The organism is Ruegeria sp. CDSC002, assembly GCF_059610905.1.
This window is the reverse complement of sequence record NZ_JBXWOM010000005.1, coordinates 306199-326549: the sequence shown is the minus strand read 5'-3', so window position 1 is coordinate 326549 and position 20351 is coordinate 306199. Positions and strand designations below refer to the sequence as shown.

The 20351-nt window shown below is 57.0% G+C and carries 19 protein-coding genes; 6 read left to right on the top strand and 13 right to left on the bottom strand.

Annotation, left to right across the window (positions count from 1 at the left end; all coding sequences use genetic code 11):
* Positions 1-63: 63 nt before the first annotated feature.
* Together AC2FJE_RS11845 and fdxA are read right to left on the bottom strand one after the other, a co-directional pair.
* Complete coding sequence (locus tag AC2FJE_RS11845; protein WP_496755762.1) at positions 64-870, bottom strand: ferredoxin--NADP reductase; 807 nt, start codon at positions 868-870, stop codon at positions 64-66.
* Positions 871-879: 9 nt separating this feature from the next.
* The gene (gene fdxA / locus AC2FJE_RS11840; protein WP_282169614.1) at positions 880-1209 is read right to left on the bottom strand and encodes a ferredoxin FdxA; all 330 of its coding nucleotides are present in this window, start codon (positions 1207-1209) and stop codon (positions 880-882) included.
* A gap of 268 nt (positions 1210-1477) precedes the next feature.
* On the opposite strand from fdxA, the gene AC2FJE_RS11835 reads away from it, so the two are divergent.
* A complete protein-coding gene (locus tag AC2FJE_RS11835; protein WP_496755765.1) occupies positions 1478-2590 on the top strand; it encodes a CaiB/BaiF CoA transferase family protein in 1113 nt (370 codons plus the stop codon).
* On the opposite strand, the gene AC2FJE_RS11830 is transcribed toward AC2FJE_RS11835, so the two are convergent.
* The 11 genes from AC2FJE_RS11830 to AC2FJE_RS11780 form a co-directional block, all read right to left on the bottom strand.
* Positions 2585-3010, bottom strand: a complete 426-nt coding sequence (locus AC2FJE_RS11830; RefSeq protein WP_108859585.1) for a MarR family winged helix-turn-helix transcriptional regulator — start codon at positions 3008-3010, stop codon at positions 2585-2587. The two genes, AC2FJE_RS11835 and AC2FJE_RS11830, sit on opposite strands and share 6 nt — an antisense overlap.
* A gap of 72 nt (positions 3011-3082) precedes the next feature.
* The gene (locus AC2FJE_RS11825; protein WP_496706176.1) at positions 3083-3784 is read right to left on the bottom strand and encodes an ABC transporter ATP-binding protein; all 702 of its coding nucleotides are present in this window, start codon (positions 3782-3784) and stop codon (positions 3083-3085) included.
* On the bottom strand, positions 3777-4550 hold the full coding sequence (locus AC2FJE_RS11820) for an ABC transporter ATP-binding protein (protein ID WP_496721459.1): 774 nt from the start codon (positions 4548-4550) through the stop codon (positions 3777-3779). Before AC2FJE_RS11820 ends, AC2FJE_RS11825 begins: the two co-directional genes overlap by 8 nt.
* A complete protein-coding gene (locus AC2FJE_RS11815) occupies positions 4547-6391 on the bottom strand; it encodes an ABC transporter permease (protein WP_282119305.1) in 1845 nt (614 codons plus the stop codon). Before AC2FJE_RS11815 ends, AC2FJE_RS11820 begins: the two co-directional genes overlap by 4 nt.
* 67 nt (positions 6392-6458) lie before the next feature.
* Positions 6459-7673 (bottom strand): ABC transporter substrate-binding protein, encoded by a 1215-nt coding sequence (locus AC2FJE_RS11810; RefSeq protein ID WP_496755768.1) that lies wholly within the window; start codon positions 7671-7673, stop codon positions 6459-6461.
* An 88-nt stretch (positions 7674-7761) separates the two neighbouring features.
* Positions 7762-8343, bottom strand: a complete 582-nt coding sequence (locus AC2FJE_RS11805; protein ID WP_282119307.1) for an amino acid synthesis family protein — start codon at positions 8341-8343, stop codon at positions 7762-7764.
* A complete protein-coding gene (locus AC2FJE_RS11800; protein ID WP_282119308.1) occupies positions 8340-8921 on the bottom strand; it encodes an amino acid synthesis family protein in 582 nt (193 codons plus the stop codon). The genes AC2FJE_RS11805 and AC2FJE_RS11800 overlap by 4 nt, the downstream gene beginning before the upstream one ends.
* Positions 8914-9777, bottom strand: coding sequence for a UPF0280 family protein (locus AC2FJE_RS11795; RefSeq protein WP_496755771.1), 864 nt, complete (start codon positions 9775-9777; stop codon positions 8914-8916). Before AC2FJE_RS11795 ends, AC2FJE_RS11800 begins: the two co-directional genes overlap by 8 nt.
* A 6-nt stretch (positions 9778-9783) precedes the next feature.
* The gene (locus tag AC2FJE_RS11790) at positions 9784-11277 is read right to left on the bottom strand and encodes a 6-hydroxynicotinate reductase (RefSeq protein WP_496755773.1); all 1494 of its coding nucleotides are present in this window, start codon (positions 11275-11277) and stop codon (positions 9784-9786) included.
* Entirely contained in the window at positions 11267-14017 is a 2751-nt protein-coding gene (locus AC2FJE_RS11785; RefSeq protein WP_496760969.1) for a molybdopterin-dependent oxidoreductase, read from the bottom strand. The genes AC2FJE_RS11790 and AC2FJE_RS11785 overlap by 11 nt, the downstream gene beginning before the upstream one ends.
* Positions 14010-14843, bottom strand: coding sequence for an FAD binding domain-containing protein (locus AC2FJE_RS11780; protein ID WP_282119312.1), 834 nt, complete (start codon positions 14841-14843; stop codon positions 14010-14012). The genes AC2FJE_RS11785 and AC2FJE_RS11780 overlap by 8 nt, the downstream gene beginning before the upstream one ends.
* Before the next feature lie 378 nt (positions 14844-15221).
* Between AC2FJE_RS11780 and AC2FJE_RS11775 the strand changes: the two genes are divergently transcribed.
* The 5 genes from AC2FJE_RS11775 to AC2FJE_RS11755 all read left to right on the top strand — a co-directional run bounded on the left by AC2FJE_RS11775 (position 15222) and on the right by AC2FJE_RS11755 (position 20249).
* Positions 15222-16466, top strand: coding sequence for a branched-chain amino acid ABC transporter substrate-binding protein (locus AC2FJE_RS11775; protein WP_282151952.1), 1245 nt, complete (start codon positions 15222-15224; stop codon positions 16464-16466).
* Between the two features lie 81 nt (positions 16467-16547).
* A complete protein-coding gene (locus tag AC2FJE_RS11770) occupies positions 16548-17504 on the top strand; it encodes a branched-chain amino acid ABC transporter permease (RefSeq protein WP_496755783.1) in 957 nt (318 codons plus the stop codon).
* Positions 17501-18787, top strand: a complete 1287-nt coding sequence (locus AC2FJE_RS11765) for a branched-chain amino acid ABC transporter permease (protein WP_496755787.1) — start codon at positions 17501-17503, stop codon at positions 18785-18787. Before AC2FJE_RS11770 ends, AC2FJE_RS11765 begins: the two co-directional genes overlap by 4 nt.
* Positions 18784-19548: an ABC transporter ATP-binding protein gene (locus AC2FJE_RS11760; RefSeq protein WP_496760968.1), complete on the top strand. Its 765-nt coding sequence runs from the start codon at positions 18784-18786 to the stop codon at positions 19546-19548. The genes AC2FJE_RS11765 and AC2FJE_RS11760 overlap by 4 nt, the downstream gene beginning before the upstream one ends.
* Positions 19548-20249, top strand: coding sequence for an ABC transporter ATP-binding protein (locus tag AC2FJE_RS11755; RefSeq protein ID WP_496755791.1), 702 nt, complete (start codon positions 19548-19550; stop codon positions 20247-20249). Before AC2FJE_RS11760 ends, AC2FJE_RS11755 begins: the two co-directional genes overlap by 1 nt.
* Positions 20250-20351 lie beyond the last annotated feature (102 nt).

The window sequence follows — 20351 nt, the reverse complement described above, 5'->3', positions numbered from 1 at the left end:
GGGATCTGGTGTGAGAGCGTTTCACCAGATCCCGGTGTAGGGCCGGGGCAGAGCCCCGGTTGGTCAATCGACAAAGGCGCGTTCGACCACAAAAGTTGCAGGTTTATTGTTTGCGCCCTCTTCCAGGCCGAACCCTTCCAGCGCGGCCTTGGTATCCTGCAGCATCGCCATCGAGCCGCAGATCATTCCGCGATCTGTTTCTGGTGAGATTAGCGGCAGGTCCAAATCATCGAACACTTTGCCCGATGCCATAAGATCGGTGATCCGACCTTTGAACGGATAGTCCTCACGCGTGAGGGTGCAATAGTGCCGCAAATTCTGTGCCATCGCGCCAACCAGCGGATCGGATTTGAGCGCCGCAACCAGTTCCTTGCCATAGTCCAGCTCGGCATTTTCCCGACAGGTATGGGTCAGGATTACTTCGTCGAACTTCTCATAGGTTTCAGGGTCGCGGATCAACGATGCAAAGGGCGCAATGCCGGTTCCAGTCGAAAACATCCAAAGCCGTTTACCCGGCAACAGCGCGTCATTGACCAGCGTGCCTGTGGGCTTTTTGCGCATCAAAACCGTATCACCTTCGCGAATTTTCTGCAGGTGTTCGGTCAACGGGCCGTCGGGGACCTTGATCGAATAGAACTCGATCTCTTCGTCCCAGCTGGGTGACGCGATGGAATAGGCGCGGTACACGGGTTTTTCCGCGTTCGGCAAACCAATCATCACAAACTCACCTGACCGAAACCGGAATGAAGCCGGGCGCGTGATGCGGAATTTGAACAGCCGGTCGGTATAGTGCTTCACTTCGGTAACGGTTTGGGCGAGCACGCCCGCCGGAATGGGGAATTCAGTTTTGGTCGTAGAATCCAGCGACATATGAGTCTCCTATTCTGCCGGGGCATCCGACAAGAGCGCAAGCTTGCCTTCTTTGCCGTTCCAGTCGTCCGCGGCAGGCATCGGGTCTTTCTTTTCGGTGATGACGGGCCAAGCCTCTGCGTATTTGCCGTTTAGTTGGACCCACTTTTCCATCCCATCCTCGGTGTCCGGGCGGATTGCGTCGGCGGGGCATTCCGGTTCACACACACCGCAGTCGATACATTCGTCGGGATGGATGACCAGTGTATTTTCCCCTTCGTAGAAACAATCCACGGGGCAAACCTCCACACAATCAGTGAATTTGCAGTTGATGCAGTTTTCGGTGACGACGTAAGTCATGGAGCACCTATTCATTAGTGTACAAATGAATATTGTGAGAAGTGCGTGCCTGTCAATACGTTTCTGTACGAATGAATTTTTCCTGAGTCGGACTCTTGACCCAAAAGTGAAAAAAGTTAGTGTACTAACGAAAATACTGCGCTTCGGCAGGGTGACATGACTGACAAGCGGGTTGTCGAAACATCGGACTTATGCTGTTGGGGAGATGCAGGATTCGATCCCGGACACAAGTTGGCCGATCGCAGCAGAGTTTTGAAAGGTTCAACCCATGAGCACCCCCTTGCACGGACTGAAAGTGATCGAACTGGCCCGCATTCTGGCCGGGCCCTGGATCGGGCAGACATTGGCCGATCTGGGGGCGGATGTGCTCAAGGTCGAAAGCCCCGAGGGGGATGATACCCGAAAATGGGGCCCTCCGTTTATCGAACGCGATGGCGATAAGACAGCCGCTTATTTCCACGCGGCCAATCGGGGCAAGGACAGTATCGCATTGGATTTCCGGGATGCGGGTGATCGGGCCAAGTTGCTGGATCTGATCCGCGATGCGGATGTGCTGATCGAAAACTTCAAGGTCGGCGGGTTGAAGAAATTCGGCCTGGATTATGATAGCGTCAAACAGATCAACCCCGGACTTGTTTACGCATCCGTCACTGGGTTCGGTCAGGATGGGCCCTATGCCCATCGGGCGGGGTACGATTTTCTTATCCAGGGTATGAGCGGGATCATGGACCTGACAGGCGACCCCGAGGGAGAGCCGCAAAAGATCGGCGTCGCCTTTGCAGATATCTTCACGGGCCTCTACGGGGTGATCGGCATTCAGGCTGCACTTGCTGAACGAGAGCGCTCGGGGCAGGGACAACACGTGGATCTGAGCCTGCTGGATTGCATGACGGGCGTTCTGGCCAATCAGGCGATGAATTATCTGGCCTCGGGTACGTGTCCAACGCGACTGGGTAACGCCCATCCCAATATCGTGCCTTATCAGGTGTTTCCGGTGGCGGATGGACACATCATCATCGCCTGCGGCAACGACCGGCAATATGCAAGCCTGTGCCAAATACTTGGCCTGCCAGAGTTGATCGACGATACACGGTTCATGTCCAACGCGGACCGTGTGGAAAATCGCGCTGCGTTGACTGAATTGCTGACGAGTTCCTGTCTGGAATGGACCAAGACCGATCTGTTGGCGGCTCTTGAACAACACAGCGTGCCAGGCGGTCCGATAAATTCAGTGCAAGAGGCGCTGAGCGACCCGCAGATTCAGCATCGCGAGATGCAGATTAACCCGGAAGGCGTGCCCGGTCTGCGCACTCCGATCCGGTTTTCCCGGTCTGAATTGCAGTTGGATAAGGCGTCTGCCAAACGGCCCTTCAAATCATGAGATTTTGCGCAAAATCCGAATCAGGTTGCGCTGTTCGGCGGCCGTCAGCGGCTTGAGCGTTTCGTTGGTGATCTGCTGACCAACATCCTTCATGCGCGCGACCATGGCCTCGCCTTCGGGGGATAGCGAAATCAGTGTGCGTCGCTTGTCGTCCGGATCGGGCTCGACAACCGCAAATCCCTTTTGACGCAAGCGATCAACGACCCCTTTGATCGTCGCAACATCCATTGCCGCCAGCCGCCCCAACCGGTTTTGAGAGCACTTGCCCAAATCGGCAATACGGATCAGCGCAGCAAACTGCGTGGGCGTCAGGCCGTCCAATGTGTGTGACTGGAAAATCGACGCGTGGCGCTGATTGGCCAGCCTCAAAAGGTAGCCGACCTGCTCGTCAAGCGCATAGCTTTCAATGGATTCCGTCATGACGGCTCCTGCCTGATTCAATTGTTTGTACTATAATAAACAAAGCCTAGTCCTTCCCACAAGACTAAGGTATTAGACGGCAAGATAGGTGTTTGAAATTTCTGGGTTTTCGTCGAGGTCAGCAAAGCTGCCTTCAAACCGCATTTCGCCTTTTTCGATGATATAAGCCCTGTCCGACACGATCCGCGCAAAGTGTAGGTTCTGTTCGCTGATCAGCACCGACAGCCCCTCTCGTTTCAGTTCCGCAATCACGCGGGCCATTTGTTCCACAATGACGGGGGCAATCCCTTCTGATGGCTCATCCAACAAGACCAGCTTGGGATTGCCCATCAACGTACGGGCGATGGTCAACATCTGTTGTTCTCCACCCGAAAGTTGCTTGCCTAGGTTCTTGCGACGCTCAGCCAGATTCGGGAACAGCTCGAACAAGTGTTCCTGTGTCCATTCGGGTGCATCTGGACGTGGTTCGCGGCGTCCGACTTCGAGGTTTTCTTCGATGGTCAGATCCCCGAAAATCCGACGGTCTTCGGGGACATAACCCATGCCAAGGCGACAGATCGCATGAGGGGTATTCCCCTGAACCTCGCGTTCGGCATAGCGGATGGTGCCATTGATGTGACGCACCAATCCCATGATGGACTTCATGGTGGTCGATTTGCCCGCGCCGTTCCGGCCCATCAGCGCAACCACCTCGTTTTCGCCGACGCTCAGCGAAACACCGTTGAGGATTTGCGCACGGCCGTACCAGGCCCCAAGGTTTTTGACATCAAGCATGGGCGCTCTCCGCTTCAAAGACTGAGCCGCCGCCCAAATATACCTCTTGGACCAATGGGTTGGTGCGGATTTCAGACCCTGTGCCTTCGGCGATCAACTCACCCCGGTTCAGGACCAGAATACGATGGGCGTGGGCAAAAACGACGTCCATGTCATGTTCGGTGAACACCACACTCACGCCGCCTTTGGCCACGATTTCCGCGGTCAACGCCATCAGGGCTAGCCGTTCGGACGGTGCCATGCCCGCCGTCGGTTCGTCCATCAGCAGTAGGGCGGGCTCATGCGCCAGGGCAATCGCCAGTTCCAGCCTTTTTAGATCGCCATAAGCCAATTCCGAACATGCCCGTCCGGCCTGGTCCTGCATCGAGACCAGTTCCAGCAGCGCCATTGCCTCGTCCACATACATCCGCGTTGCGCGTGAAAACAGGTCGAACACCCGGCGGTGATGCGAAATCAGCGCCATCTGGACGTTTTCCACAACGGTCATCGACAGGAAGGTTGCCGTAATCTGGAACGTTCGACCGACACCCATACGCCATATCTTGCGCGGCGGGTGGCCGATCAGGGCCTGGCCGCGCAAGGATACGGAACCTGTATTCGGTTTCAGGTAGCCATTCAGCATGTTGAAACATGTAGTTTTGCCCGCGCCGTTGGGGCCGATCAGGGCAAGGAATTCCCCTTCTTTCAGATCGAAATTCACATCCTTCACGGCCTGCACGCCGCCAAAGGATTTGGACAGGTTACGGACTTCGAGAACGTTGGTCATGCCCGGCCTCCTTTCAGGCCGCGCAGCAGGCGCTGGACACCGCCCGCAATCCCGTCAGGTGCCACTAGGACAACGATTAGAATGATGGCCCCGAAGATAAAGCGCCAGTAGTCTAACCGCGTGACCCAATCTTCGATCAGGACAAAGGCACCGGCCCCGAGGATCGGACCCGCCAGCGCGTGAATGCCGCCCAGAAGAACCATGATCAGACCGTCGATGCTCAGCGCGATGCCGAGGCTGTCAGGAAAGACGCTGCCCTTTGAAAATGCAAAGACGACCCCGGCCAAACCGGCAAAGCCACCCGCCAGCACAAAGCCCATCCATTGATGAAACCGGGTATCGATGCCGATCGATTCAGCCCGGGTCTGGCTGTCGCGTATGCCGCGCAGGATATAGCCAAATGGAGAGAAGGCCACACGACGCAAAGCCCATATTCCGCCGATACATAGGACGAAGGCGATGTAGAAATAAACCTTGTCGGAGCTGGCCCATTTGGCAGGCCATACGCCAAGGATGCCATCATCCCCGCCGGTGAATTCCTGCCATTGGAACGTGACACCCCATAGGATCTGGGCTGCGGCCAAGGTCAACATGGCGAGGTAAACGCCCGACAGCCGGACACAGAACCAGCCGAAGAACAGCGCTGCTATGGCCGCGCAAACCGGGCCGAAAAGCATAGCCGAGATCATGCCGAGGCCAAGGAATTTGACCGCCATCGCCGCGCCATAGGCGCCAACGCCGAAATAAGCGGCGTGCCCAAAGCTGACCATGCCGCCAACACCCATCATAAAATGCAGCGATACGGCAAATAACGTCGCGACCATCACATCGACCATCAGGACCGAAGTGAAATCAGCAGTGAACAAGGGGCTAAGCGCCAGCACCAGCAGCGCGGCCATCAGCACCATTGCTGATTTCTGATCCATCAGCGCCAGTGGTTGGTCCGGTTCTTCCGGCGCGCCCTTTTCGCTGCCGGGTTTGCCGAACAAGCCATGGGGCCGGAAGATCAGGACAATCGCCATAATGACGAAGGGTAAAACGATTGAGATTTGCGGGAAGATCAGGATTGCAAAAGCGTTCAGGACCGAGATCAGAACCGCCGCTACAAACGCGCCGGACACGCTGCCCATACCGCCAATGACAACCACGACGAAAGCCTCACCGATGATGGACAGATCCATCTGCAGCGATACCGCCTCGCGCGGGATTTGCAGTGCGCCACCCAATCCAGCCAAGAACGAGCCCAATACGAATGCTGCCGAAAACAACCAGGCTTGGTTGACGCCTAGCGCCCCGACCATCTCGCGGTCTTGGGTCGCGGCACGCACCAGAACACCCCAGCGGGTTTTGTGGAACAGCAGCCAGATGGCCAGCAATACGACCGGCCCGATAGCGATCAAGGCGAGGTCATATTCGGGAATTGGTTCACCCATGATGCGAACCGCGCTATCCAATCCCGGCGCGCGCGGGCCCAAAAGGTCCTCTGCGCCCCAGATCGCCAGCGTGCCATCCTGAAAGATCAATACGACGCCAAACGTTGCGACTAGTTGGAACAGCTCAGGTGCGTGGTAAATGCGGCGCAGGATAGTGAGTTCGATGATCAGGCCGATCACCCCGACGATCATTGCCGCCAAAATGACGCTGACCCAAAAGCCAAGGATGCTGCCGCTCCAGAGTGTGACCAGTGTGTAAGCGAGATAAGCGCCGACCATGTAGAACGAGCCATGCGCAAAGTTCACGATCCGCGTGACGCCGAAGATGATCGAAAGCCCGGATGCGATCAGGAAAAGCGAGGAAGCGTTCGCCAATCCAGTCAGTAGCTGTGCAAAATAGAACCCCATCGGGCCACCGTCCCTTGTTCGTGTTCTTTTTGTGGGGCGGGGCAGCTATTGCCCCGCCTAATTCGGCTTATTCCGCCGGACGCAAGGCTGCTGCGTCGTCTTCGCTGGGCAAATAATCTGCCCCGTCGGCATAGGACCAGTCGACCATCGATGGTTTGCCGTCGACTGTCCCAGTCTTTCCGACATAGGCGCCCATCGTGGACTGATGGTCAGCCGCGCGGAAGGTGAAGGGGCCGGTTGGGCTGCTGTCGACGGTCAGGCCCTCCATCGCGGCTAGCAAGGCGTCAGTGTCTGTGGAATCGGCCTTTTCTAGTGCTGCGGCGATGGCGAGGATCGAGTTATATCCAACGATAGATCCGGTTTTGGGCGCTTCGCCGAACTTTTCGATATAGGCTTCAGCAAACGCCTTATGCTCGTCCGTTGCGATGTCGGTCGAGGGGTATCCAGTGACGATCCAACCCTCAGGAGCCTCAGCCCCCAGCGGGTCGAGGTATTCCGGTTCTCCGGTCAGCAATGATGCAACGTCGCGATCCTCGAACAGGAACCGCAGCGAACCTTCGCGAACAAATTTGGCCAGATCGCCGCCGAAGGTCACGTTGTAAATCGCATCCGGTTTCGAGGCCTCAAGCGCGCGGACGGTGGAACCCGCGTCGATTTTGAACAGCGGTGGCCATTGTTCTTCGACAAATTCTACATCGGGGCGCAATTTGGTCAGTTCGGATTTGAAGGCCTTCACCGCATCCTGCCCATAGGCGTAGTTCGGCGCGACAGTCGCCCATTTCACGGCGTCGAGCTTGGCGGCCTGTTCGGCCAGCATCGCGGCCTGCATATGGGTCGAGGGGCGAAGACGATAGGTGTATTTGTTGCCTTTGGACCAGACGATCGCGTCGGACAGGGGCTCTGACGCGATGAACAGGACTTCTTTCTGCTTGGCAAAATCGGAAACGGCCAGACCGATATTGGACAGGAAGGTGCCAAAGATCAGAACTGCACCGTCTTTTGAGACCAGTTCCTCGGCGATCCGGATTGCGGTGGCTGGATCACCGGTATCATCCCGGCTGATCACTTCCAGTTGCTTGCCGTCGATCCCGCCTGCGGCGTTGATCTGTTCGACCGCCAGTTGCCAACCTTTCTTGTAGGGCTCAGTAAAGGCGGGCAGACGGGTATAGCTGTTCACCTCACCCAAAACGATTGAGTCCTGGGCCAGACTGACCCCAACCGTCAAACTGGTGAAGGGTAGCGCCGCAAGCGCGCCCAGTACCGTGCGTCTGATCAGATTCATTTCGAATTCCTCCCAATGATCATTGTTCACGGCCAGTTATCCCGGCTTCTTAATGTGTTGTCAGCCCTAAAGAGCGCAGCTGCTACATTCAGCGCAGCCCGTCTTTGCCTTCTGCCTCCTCATTCGTCAGTCCGCCTACACGCGGCAGCGGTCGTCCGCTGTCGGTGACCGCAACTGCCACCATGATCTCATTCGCACGGGGCGCGTCGTTCAACTGCACTTCGATGCCGTCAAAATGGCTGCGCACATAGGCCGCGTCCTTGTGACCAAGCGGTACGTCCAGTACCTGCCCAGGGCTGCCCATCTTCTTCGAAGAAGGAACCAAGGCAGCGCCCTTTTCGACCTCTTTGCGCAGTGGCGCGCCCAGTTTGGGGTGCAGGATGGCGGCGGCATGTTCCAGCTCGCCATTCTCACCGACCATCGCCGATTTGCCGTAGCTTTCGGCCTGTTCCGGTGTGATGCCAAGGGCCTCGACGCAGCGGCGACCCAGCAAAGCGCCCAACTCAGCCCCAGTTTCCATCAGGGGTGTCAGATCCTCGACATATTGCCCGGCAAAGGGGTTTTCGATCACGGCCACGGCCACCGCCTTGCGCGTGGCGGGCGAGATCGGTCGCCCTGCCTCGATATGGGTTTCTTCAACGTTGACTGCGATTTTGCGGATCTTTGTCATCTTAGGCCGTCCTCTCCTTTGATGTCCCAGGCCTCAAGCCCACCCGAGCGCGAATGCACCCGCGGCCCGGTTGTCATGACCAGCGAGAAAGCCAGCTCGCCTGCGCGCGGGGCGTCATTGCAACCCACCTCCATGCTGTCGAAATGGCTGCGCACATATGAGGCGTTGATATGCGTGATCGGCACATCCAGTCGCGCACCCACGCCACCGACTTTTTTGGATGAGGGCACAATCGCGTTTGCCGTGCCTAGCAACTGGCGCATCGCATAGCCGCCGGGGGCGTGCCACAGAGCGCCGTGTTCCAGCTCGCCGCCTTCACCAACCAAAGAACCTTTGCCATAGCCTTGTACGTTTTCCGGACCGCCCAGCATGTCGATCAGGGCTTGTGCCATTTCCAGACCCAGAGGTTTGAGGTCTTCCATAAAGCCCTGAATTTTGGGTTCGTACCGCCCTGCAAACGGGTTGGCGATCACGGCCATTGCGGCCACCCGCACCAGCGGTGTGTCGGACAGCGGTCCGCCTTCGTGATAGATTTCTTCAAGCGAAAACAGCTTCTTTCGCAGTTGAACGTCAGGCATATTGTGGAACCTTTTGAGTGGTTGAGATCACCAGTCGAGACGCGCCCGTCTGGCGGGAGTGGGAGCCAAGAGACAGATGGGCGGCAGAGATCAAACCGCGTCCAAGCAAGGTCTCGGCAGTATTCAGGCCGTGTGACAGGGCATCTTGAATATCTTGGGCTGAGAGTTGGCCGACAGAAACCGGAACGGGCAGGTCGCCCAAATCGCTGTCATCGCGCAGTTGATTGGCCGGAAGGCGCCGGATGGCCGGATGCCCGGGCAGATCAACCGCATTGGCGATCAGCGTCGCTGCCACATCGGCCATTGCTGCGTTGCTGGCCAACACTGTAACGCTGTCGGCGATGCCAAGGCTCAAGCTGCGCCCGCCGCGACCCGACGTGGCAATGCCGCCAATCTTGTCGCTTGCACGGATAGCAATGCGGCCCAGATCGCATCCGTTAAGCCCGCTCATTGCGATGCGATAGTCCTGACCCGAGCCCAGATAAACAGCAATATCTCCGCCATTGTTGACCAACGCGCGATCCAGAGGTGTGGCGTGAAGCATGGCCGCCAGTACTTCGTCCGCGACAGCTCCGGCAACGGCGGCCATGCGTGTAACAAACACGTTGGAATGAGGGCGCGCAGCCTCATCCATGCGGCGCGCTACCCGTCCTTGAGGGCGGGCGCATTCAGCGGTCATGGGCATTTTCAGCAACCCCAGTTCATCCACCAAGCCCTGCAGCAAGGATTGGAACCGTAACTGGGCAGCTTCGAATGCGATATCTTGCGCGCCATCTGCCTCGACGATCAGGTCGATCGGTCCGTGTTGCAGATGCAATCTGCGGCCGCAGGGCAATATGGCAGAGGTGGGGTGCATCCGGCCTTATGCTCCTTTCGCCCAGCGATAATTTTTCGAAGACATCGGGTCGGGTTGGTTTTCGAACTGATCCACCTTGCGGGTTTCGTCCGAGACAACCTCGGAAACCGGCTTGATCTCATCCATGTGTCCGCCCAGTGTGCCATAGTCGCTGACACGCATCGTGAACTCGATGGGGGCGACCAGCGCTGGTGTTGGCACGTACCCGAACGATCCGGTGGGCATGTCCAGAACGTCGACCATCACGGTGATGCCGCCGCCAGGCCAAACGTAAGCCTCGGCCCCGCCGCAGGATACAAAGGTCAGCGAGTCCTTGACCGATTTTGTCAGCCGCACCGGGTTTTCCGTGACACCTGCCCGCAGGCTGCCGCCTGCGCCGCCCATGAACAGAACCGAGCAGACCGAAGGTTCGCAGTTTTCGGCAATCAGCTCAGCAGACGCCTTCAGCGCCGGGGGAATCTCGACGGGCTGAGGTTTCAGCTCGGCATCCAGTTCAAAATAGCCATATTGCTCACCAGTGGTGGATACCATCAACAGGCTCATACCTTTACGCGCGAATTTTGGATTGAAGTCGCCCAGAATTTTTAGCGGATCCTCGATATCCGTACCGCCCCAGCCGGTGCCAGGCTCTGCGACCTGAAAATAGCGACCCGGGGTGGAACGACGACCATTGATCTTGATGCCCGTTGGTTCGACATCCAGCAGTTTGCCTGCCTGATGCTCGGACAGAACGCCGGTAATGTGGTCGTCGACCACCACCACGTCATCCACATGTTCAATCCACTGCTTGGCGAACATTCCGATCGTTGCCGAGCCGCAGCCCACCCGCATCAGTTTCTCTTCGACCCCATTAATGATGGGCGCTTTACCGGCCTGAACCACAATCGTCGTTTCGTGCCCCTCATCGCCGATCACCATTTCAACGGCCTCGCGATTGCACAGCCGCAGCAGGGCGTCGCAAGTGATCCGCCCCTCTTTCTTTGAACCGCCGGTCAGATGCTCGACCCCACCCAGCGACAACATCTTGGACCCGTATTCCGAGGTCATCACATGCCCGACGGGCTCACCGTCCACGCGGACGACATCGCGCTCGTGACCAATATGGCGATCGGTGTCGATCTTCGCTTTGACACCGCAATACGAGAAAATCCCCTCGGTCACGACAGTAACCATATCCACGCCTTCCACGTCCTGGCTGACGATAAAGGGCGCAGGTTTGTAGTCGGGGTAGGTCGTGCCCGCACCGACGGCGGTCACAAAGGGCCGCTTGCCTTGCACGATGTCGCCGTCCCAGTCTTCGGGGTCTTTACCGTCTTTCAGGAACGGGACAAGGCGCGTGTCCTCAGTGCTTTCGATGATCGTCAATGCATCCAAACGGACTAGGTCGCCACCATGATTGGCATAGCGGTCGCAGGCCCCGATTTTACCGTCCGCGATGTAGCACATCACCGGGCAGGCATCGCAGCGGATTTTCTCTGGTGTGGCGCGTTCAGTTGCCATCTTTCAGTTCCTTGATTGCTGCGCGCATCTTTGCAGGCGTGGCAGGACCTTGCGTCAGCCGAACGCCGCAGGCGCGATTGATTGCATTGAAAAGGGCCGGGGCCGTCGGGATCAGAACGTGCTCTCCCAGTCCCTTGGCACCGTAGGGGCCGTGGGCATCCTCTTCCTCGATGATGAGGGTTTCGATCGGGGGGATGTCTCCAATGGTCGGGATCAGATAGTCGTGCAGGTTCTCGGTAAGGCCGGGCAGGTATTCTTCCATCAGCGCCATGCCAAGACCCTGCGCGATACCGCCCTGCACCTGACCCTCGACCAGCATCGGGTTAATCGCTTTGCCGACGTCATGGGCGGCCACGAATTTGATCGGTTTCACCGTGCCAAGTTTTGTGTCCACCTCGACAACAGCCAGATGCGCAGCATAACCAAACTGAGCATAAGGTATCCCTTGACCGTTTTCGTCCAACGGTTTTGTGGGCGGGTCATAGGTTTCTTCGGAACGCAGAACATACCCTTCGGCGTCCGGTTCCAGCGTGGTCAGGTCGATCGTGTGCTGCTGTCCGTTATCATCCACAGCAATTGCGCCTGCGTTTAGGGTAATCACGGCGTCAGGCCCGGCGTTCACGCGGGACAGAATCTGCGCCCGCATCGCTTCACCCGACAGACGTGAAGCGCTGCCAGAGACATAGGTCTGACGTGAGGCCGAAGTTTTGCCCGCGTCTGGCGTGACATCCGTATCGGCCCCGATGATTTCGATCTGCGCAACCGGGACACCAAGCGCCGTGGCAAAGATCTGCGTGATGACGGTGTTTGCCCCTTGGCCGATATCCATCGCTCCTTGGTGCAGGACCACACTGCCATCTGACCGGATGCCCGATTTGATCGTCGACGGGTTGGGCAACGAAGTGTTGCCGCACCCGTACCAGCCTGCCGCCAGCCCAACGCCGCGCATCAAGGTATTGTTTTGTTCGTTGTGTGCCTGAGCTGCTTTGTTTTCTTCAGCCCACGCGGGACGCAGCGCTTCGAGGCAGGCGCGAATGCCAACACCCTGATCGAAGACCTGCCCGCAAACGGTGGGGACCCCATTCTCCAGCGCATTGTTGATGCGGAAATCAAGCGCGTCGATGCCCAACTTGTCCGCCAACTCATCGAACAGGCATTCCTGCGCGATGGCTGATTGCGGAACGCCAAAGCCGCGGAATGCGCCCGACGGCGGGCAATGCGTATGGATGCCTTTGGCTTCGGCGCGGTAGTCGGCAATTCTGTAGGGACCCGAGGCATGCACGGGCACCCGGTAGGCTACGGTCGGACCCCAGCTGGCATAGGCGCCTGTGTTGAACAGCCCATCAAAAGTCATCCCACTGATACGACCGTCTTTAGTTGCCCCGATCTTGACCCGCACGTCGGAAGGGTGGCGTTTGGTGGTGGACTGCATCGACTCGGTTCGGGAATAGGTCAGCCGCACCGGCTTGCCGGTTTTGAGCGCGGCAAGAGCCAGGTAAGGCTGAACCGAAATATCCAGTTTTGAGCCGAACCCGCCGCCGACCCCGGTCGGGGCAATACGGATCTGATCGCGCGGCATTCCCAGAATGATCTCCAACGCGTCCAGGTCCATCACCGGGGCTTGCGTGCAGGCATGGACTTCGACCCGCTCGTTCACGATCTCGGCGAACCCGGCCTCAGGCTCGATATACCCATGTTCGACAAAGCCCGAGCGGAAATGGCCTTCGACCACAACATCTGCGTTGGCCAACGCAGTTTCTGGGGTTCCGCATTTCACGAAACCGGCGCACATAACGTTTCCGTCGCGATCTGGGTGCAGCTGCGCGGCTTGGGGCGTCATGGCGTCCAGTGAATCCAACGCGGGGGGTCTTTCTTCCCACGTTACTGGAAAATCTGCTGGATCGAATGTTGCCAGAATCTCGGGCAGGCCAATGATGGCGGCGATAGCCTCACCACGGAACCGAGCCTCGGTTTCCGCGAATACAGGTTGGTCGGCAAAGTCGGGAATAACGCCAAAGTTGTTGCGCCCGGGAATGTCGGCCGCAGTCAGGACTGCTTCGATCCCAGGGGTCTTATTGGCCCAAGTGTCCAGATCGCCAAGTGTAAATCCGGCACGGTGATAGGGGGAACGGATGACATAGATTTCCAACGTACCTGCCGGGGCAACATCATCGCCAAAAAGCTCTGTGCCTGTAACCTTGTCGTGCCCATCCACGCGCCAGATGGCGTCGCCCGCGTGTCCCAGTGTTGCTTCTGGCAAAGTAGGCGCACCAGCGGCAACAACGGCATCGATAATCTTGCGATACCCGGTGCAGCGGCACAAAACGCCGCCTAGGGCATCCTGGACCTGCTCATTGTTTGGCTCAGGTGTCTCGCGCAGCAATGCGACGGCAGCGGTCATCATGCCCGGCGTGCAGATACCGCACTGCGCCGCACCGTGGTTTTGAAAGCTTTCTGCCAGACGTTTGGCAATCTGGTCATCTTGCGTCAGCCCGGACACCGTTTCCACAGACCGCCCAGCAGCCTGTTGCGCCGGAACCAGGCAGGCACAGACCGGATCACCATCGACCAGAACGGTGCAAGCACCGCAGTCGCCGGCATTGCATCCGATCTTGACGTCGCGTGCTGACAGCCGCTCGCGCAGCATTTCCGACAGGCGCTCACCCACGCGCGGCACCGCGCTGACGGGGTGGCCATTCAGGGTGAATTCGGTCGTGATTTCATCAGCGCGTTTATCCATGATGTTGTCCCGCCTCTGCGATTGCCCGGACACATTGTTCTGTCACAGAGTCCAGTCGGAATGCGGCGTCCCCGCGGACGTCATCAATGGGGCTAAGCGGTGCCAAATGCTCTGATGAAACTTCAACCGTTTCAGGGGATTTCCCGATCAAATCGGCTTCGAGCTGTACCAGCCTTTGTGCCACGGCTGACGCAGCCCCCACGGCGACGCGCGCATAGTTGATCCGGCGGTTTTCATCGAGGCCGATGATGACAGAAGTCATCGTGATCGAGATCACAAGGTATCGTCGCGCGCCGAGTTTTTCGAAATGTCCAACAGTCCCTTTGGGCGGATCGGGCAGGTAGATCGCCGTCACAATCTCATCGCCGGACAGCGCCGTTTTGCGCACGCCAGTGATGAACTTTGACAGCGGAACCTCGCGAAAGCCTCGGGCCGAGCCAAGCTCAACGCTAGCCTCCAGCGTCAGCAGCGGTGGCACGCCGTCAGCGGCAGGCGAGGCATTGCACAGGTTCCCTGCAATCGTGCCGCTGTTCTGGATCTGCAGGCTACCGACTTCCCGCGCTGCCATTTGCAGGCCCCTAAATGCTACGGGCAAATTGGCCCCGGCAATGTCTGTCCAGCTTGTTGTGGCTCCGATTCTCCAACGGTCATCCACAAGTTGGATGCCCGAAAGACCATTGATGCGTGTGACGTCCAATATGTCGGTGTGCAGCTCATGACGCTGCCGGGATGGGAAAAAGTCAGTGCCGCCAGCGACAACCGTCAGATCATTGCTGGTCAGCAAGTCAAATGCATCATCGAGCGTGTTGGGAGAAAGATACCGCAAAGTGTCTATCCTGATGAGAAATTTCTCGTTAGTACACAAATGATATTACGCGAACAAAAAAAATGTCAACGATTTGTTTGGGCCAGTTTTGTTTATCATGAGCGCGGGCAGAAGATTGGATCACGGATATTCAGTCGATTGATCATTCCCCTTATTTTCAAAGCTAATTGAGGAGCAGCCACTCTAGTCGCGATAAAATTGGGCGATGTGACGGCGCAATGCCGATTTTGTTTCACGAATGTCCAGAAGTTCCAAATTCGGTCAGTAATTCGTTGACACACTAACAAACAACTATGAATATAGTGATCGATCACTCACCCACGTGTGGATCTTACAGCGGGCTGAAACCTACCGCCTGGTGTCAATAGGGAGGAAGAAATGAACAAGTTCAATTTGATGATGGCGACCGCACTTGCTGCTGGTCTTGTTGCAGGGGCCGCTGCGGCACAGGAAAAAGTACGAATCGCTTTCATTGATCCGCTATCCGGGCCATTTGCGACGACGGGCACACAAGGCCTGGCGATCTATCGCCACAGCGTCAAAGAGCTGGTGAACGAACCTGGCGGGCTGTTGGATGGGAATGCCGAATTCGAGATGGTGCCTTTCGACAATAAGATCAGCGCAAAGGAATCTCTCATCCAGTTGCAGGTTGCCATGGATCAGGGCATTCGCATCATCGCTCAGGGCGCATCATCCGGTGTGGCGAACGCGCTGACCGAAGCAGTTGCCAAGCACAATCGTCGCAATCCTGATGATCCGGTTATCTTCCTCAACCACTCGGCCGTTGACCCGGCGTTGACCAATGACAAGTGCCAGTTCTGGCATTTCCGCTTTGACGCCAATGCTGACATCAAAATGGACGCGTTGACCGATGACATTGCAGCGAACCCGGATATCAAAAAAGTCTATGTGATCGGTCAGGACTATTCGTTCGGTAAGGCTGTTGCTGCGGCCGCTCAGCGGTTCCTGCAGGAAAAGCGCCCCGATATTGAGATTGTCGGGAACGAGTTGCACCCGATCGGCAAAGTCAAAGACTTCACGCCCTACGCGCGCAAGATTGTTGGTTCGGGGGCAGATGCCGTGATCACAGGTAACTGGGGTGGCGACATGGTTGGTTTGGGCAAGGCGGTCATGGGTGCTGGTTTCGACAAGCCGATCTACACCTACTATGGCGCGACCTCAGGCATCACCGCGGCCTTTGGTGAAGAAGGCGACGGTATCGTCAAACTGGTCGGCGCAGGTCAGGTCAATCCGGCCCCAACACCTGAAGCGCAGGAGTTCATCGAAGCCTTCTATGTAAGCTTCCCGGATCTGGACTTTGGTCAACCTCAGATGGCGAATGTCGCACCGATGCTGGCAGCCGCGATCAACGAAGTTGGCAACGCCACGGATATCAAGGCGATCGCCTATGCGCTGGAAGGTATGGAATACGACAGTATTGTCACTGGCAAGACCGTGATGCGTGAAAGCGATCACCAGACGATCCAGACCGTGACCGTGCAGGGCCAGACGCCCGAGGTCGCTTTTGAATACGACAAGTCTGGCCGCGGTATGGTTGCAGAAACTGTTGTCGAACTGGCGTCCAATGACTCAGCCACCACATGCGAGATGAAGCGCCCATAACCCTCTAACCACTCTGGTGGTCCGTCTGAAATTCGGGCGGGCCACCAGTCTGCCACTCAATTATATGCAGGGAGACACGTAATGGCGCTGTTCCTCGTGAACGTGTTGGATGGATTTGTGACTGGTTTGTTGCTGTTCATGCTATGCAGCGGTTTGACACTGATCTTTTCCATGATGGGCGTTCTGAACTTTGCTCATGCCAGTTTTTACATGCTGGGTGCTTATTTCGCCTATCAGATCAGCCTCGTCACCGGGTTCTGGGTCGGCTTGCTTGTCGCGCCATTGATTGTCGGTTTGATCGGAGCTCTGATCGAGCGATACGGGTTAAGGCGAGTTCACAAATACGGGCATGTGCCAGAACTGATCTTTACCTTTGGTCTTGCGCTGCTGATTGAAGAAACGATTCAATTCTTCTGGGGCAAAAGTCAGCTTCCATTCTCGGAACCTGCCGCGCTGGATTTTGCAGCTTTCGCTATCGCTGGAAATGCTTTTCCTGCCTACAAGGTTTTCATGATCGCCGTTGCGATGGGGATCTTCCTGACGCTGCTATACATTCTGACCAAAACCCGTATCGGCATGACCATTCAGGCCGCGCTCAGCTATCCCGAAACCGTGCAGAATCTGGGTCACAACGTACCGCTGGTCTTTATGTGCGTGTTTGGCGTGGGAACCGCGATGGCCGGGCTGGCCGGTGTCATCGCTGGTCCGGTTCTGGGGGTTTTCCCTGGCATGGCCTTGCAGCTGGGTTCGATCGTTTTTGTGACCATTGTGATCGGCGGTCTGGGTTCGCTTTGGGGCGCCCTGGTTGCATCCCTGATTATCGGCTGGCTTCAGACCTTTGCCACCGCCTATGACATCACGGCCGAACAAGTGCTGACCGCGATCGGCTTTACCAAGCCAGAGATGATCTGGGATCATCCGCTGCAGGACTTGTGGACACTTACGCTGCCTCAGCTGGGCCCGATCCTGCCGTACCTGCTGATGATCATCGTTCTTGTTCTGCGCCCGCAAGGTCTTATGGGGAACCGTGAATCATGAGTATCGCTAGTAAGACGCCTTTAACTGCGGGCACTTCGCGGCTGATATCGCTATCGAACGTGATGCCCTGGGCTTTTGCCGCTTTGTTCCTGTTGTGCCTGCCGTTTGTGTTCCAGTCCAGTTCGGCGCTGACGATCATGAACCAGATGGCAATCACCATCGTTTTCGCGCTGAGCTACAACATGTTGCTGGGGCAGGGTGGTATGCTGTCCTTTGGTCATGCGGTCTATATGGGCCTTGGCGGGTTCTTCGCCATGCACGTGATGAACATGGTCGAGGACGGGCTGTGGTTGCCTTTGCCGTTTCTTCCGATAGTCGGAGGCTTGTTCGGCATGGTCTTCGCCTTCCTGATCGGTAGTTTTTCGACCCGCCGAGCAGGCACTGTATTCGCCATGATCTCGCTTGGTGTCGGAGAGCTGATCGCCGCCTGTTCGGTCATCATCGTCGTGTTCTTTGGCGGCGAAGAAGGCATCTCGGGCGACCGGACCATGGGACCGCCAGTGTTCGGATATGAATTCCTTACACAGCAAGAGGTCTATTACCTTACGGTCGTGTGGCTTTTGGTGGCGGCACTGCTGATGTACTTGTTCTCGCGCACGCCGATCGGGCGGATCGCCAACGCGGTGCGCGACAACGAAGAACGCGCCGAGTTTCTGGGGTATTCCCAACGCAACGTTCGCTGGATTTCCTTCTGCGCCTCGGGTTTCTTTGCCGGTGTCGCCGGGTCGTTGTTCGCGATCAACTTTGAGATTTTGACCGAGGAAAACCTGAACCTTGCAACGTCAGGCTCAATCCTGCTGATCACCTTCATTGGCGGAGCCGGCTTCTTTGTCGGGCCGATCATCGGCGCGGTCGTGTTCACCTTGCTTCAAACGGTACTTGGTCTGCATACCGAATTGTGGGCGCTGTATCTGGGCATTTTGTTCGTGGCCTGTGTGATGTTCTTCCCGTCTGGTTTTGCCGGGTTGATTGCGATGCATCGACGACCACTTGCACTGGGTAAACTGAAATTGCTGATTAAGCCGTATCTCAAGGTGGCAATCCCCGCGATCACGAGTGTCCTGTCACTGGCCGCCATTCTGGAAATTCTGTTCCACAAGCGCCATGGATACGGCGGCGATCACGAGATGCACCTCTATGGCATTGCCTTTGACAGTGGTGGCTATCAAGCCATAGCCTTTGCAGTAATCATCGCCGCGATCTCACTATTCCTCGTGTCCCGCGTTTTGCCGGAAATCCGTGAAGCCTGGGACAATGCGAACCATGCGGAGGACCGTGCATGAGCGCTCCTGCTATTGAGCTGAAAACCCTCGAAAAAAGTTTTGGTCTGGCTAAGATCATTCAGGGTGTGAACCTGCAGATCGCAAAAGGTGAACGCCATGCGGTCATTGGGCCAAACGGGGCCGGGAAGTCGACCCTGTTCAACCTGATCACCGGGCGGTTCGCGCCGACCTCGGGCGGAGTGTTTCTGCACGGCCAAGATGTCACCGGATTGAAGCCCTTCGAGATCAACCGCCGCGGCCTCAGCCGATCTTTCCAGATCACCAACATATTTCCCAACATGACCGTGTTCGAAAACATTCGGTGTGGGTTGTTGTGGACAATTGGGTATCGCTATTCTTTTTGGCACATGATTGGCCGCCAACTGGACGTTACCGAAAAGGCTGACGGTATTCTGGCGCAGATCAATCTGAGTTCGCGCCGGAATGAACTGGCTGGCACGCTGGCATATGCCGAACAGCGCGCGCTTGAGATCGGGATCACGATCGCAGGCGGGGCGGATATCATACTGCTGGACGAACCTTGCGCCGGGATGAGCCATTCGGAAACCGACCTGATCGTCGACCTGATCCGCAACGTGACCGAGGACAAGACGCTTTTGATTGTCGAGCACGACATGGGCGTGATTTTTGATTTGGCGGACAAGATCTCGGTCCTTGTATATGGCGAAGTGATCGAATCCGACACGCCGGATGTTGTACGCGCATCGGCAAAAGTGAAAGAAGCCTATCTGGGCGCAAGTTTGGAAGAGGAGGCTGTGTAATGCTTCAGGTCACTGACTTGCACGCCTATTACGGCAAGAGCCACATTCTTCAGGGTGTTAACCTTAAAGTGGGCGAGGGCGAAATCGTATCGCTGTTGGGGCGGAACGGGGTTGGGCGGTCTACCACATGCAAGGCGATCATGGGCGAGGTCGCGCCACATGGGTCGATCAAGTTCCGCGGCCAGGAGATCGCTGGCCGCAAGAGCTTTGAGATTGCTAAGGCCGGGATTGGCTACGTTCCCGAAAACCGGGATATCTTTCCCGGTCTCACAACGCGCCAAAACCTGATATTGGGGCTGAAACCTGGCCAAAAGGACGGCGATGGCCGCTGGTGTATCGAGGATATGTTCGAGATGTTTCCGAACCTGCGCAATCGTGCGGATGTGGATGCCTCGGTTATGTCGGGCGGCGAAAAGCAAATGCTGACCATCTGTCGCGCTTTGATGGGCGACCCCGATTTCATCATGATCGATGAGCCGACCGAAGGCCTGGCCCCGAAGATTGTTGAGCAGGTAGGGGATCTGCTGCTGCAGATTGCCGAGCGTGGCGTCTCGATCCTGTTGGTCGAGCAAAAGCTGACCATCGCTTTGCGTGTGACCAACCGGGTTTACGTCATGGGTCACGGGCACATGGTTTACGAAGGCACCCCGCAGGCATTGCGCGAAAATGACGAAATCCGGAAGGAATGGCTGGAGGTCTGAGGTATCGCCGCAGGCATCTTGCTCATAACAAGCCGCGCTGCCGGCATTACCGCAAAACAACTGACGGGAACTCCACAAATGCAGAGCTCCCTTCTTTTTTGG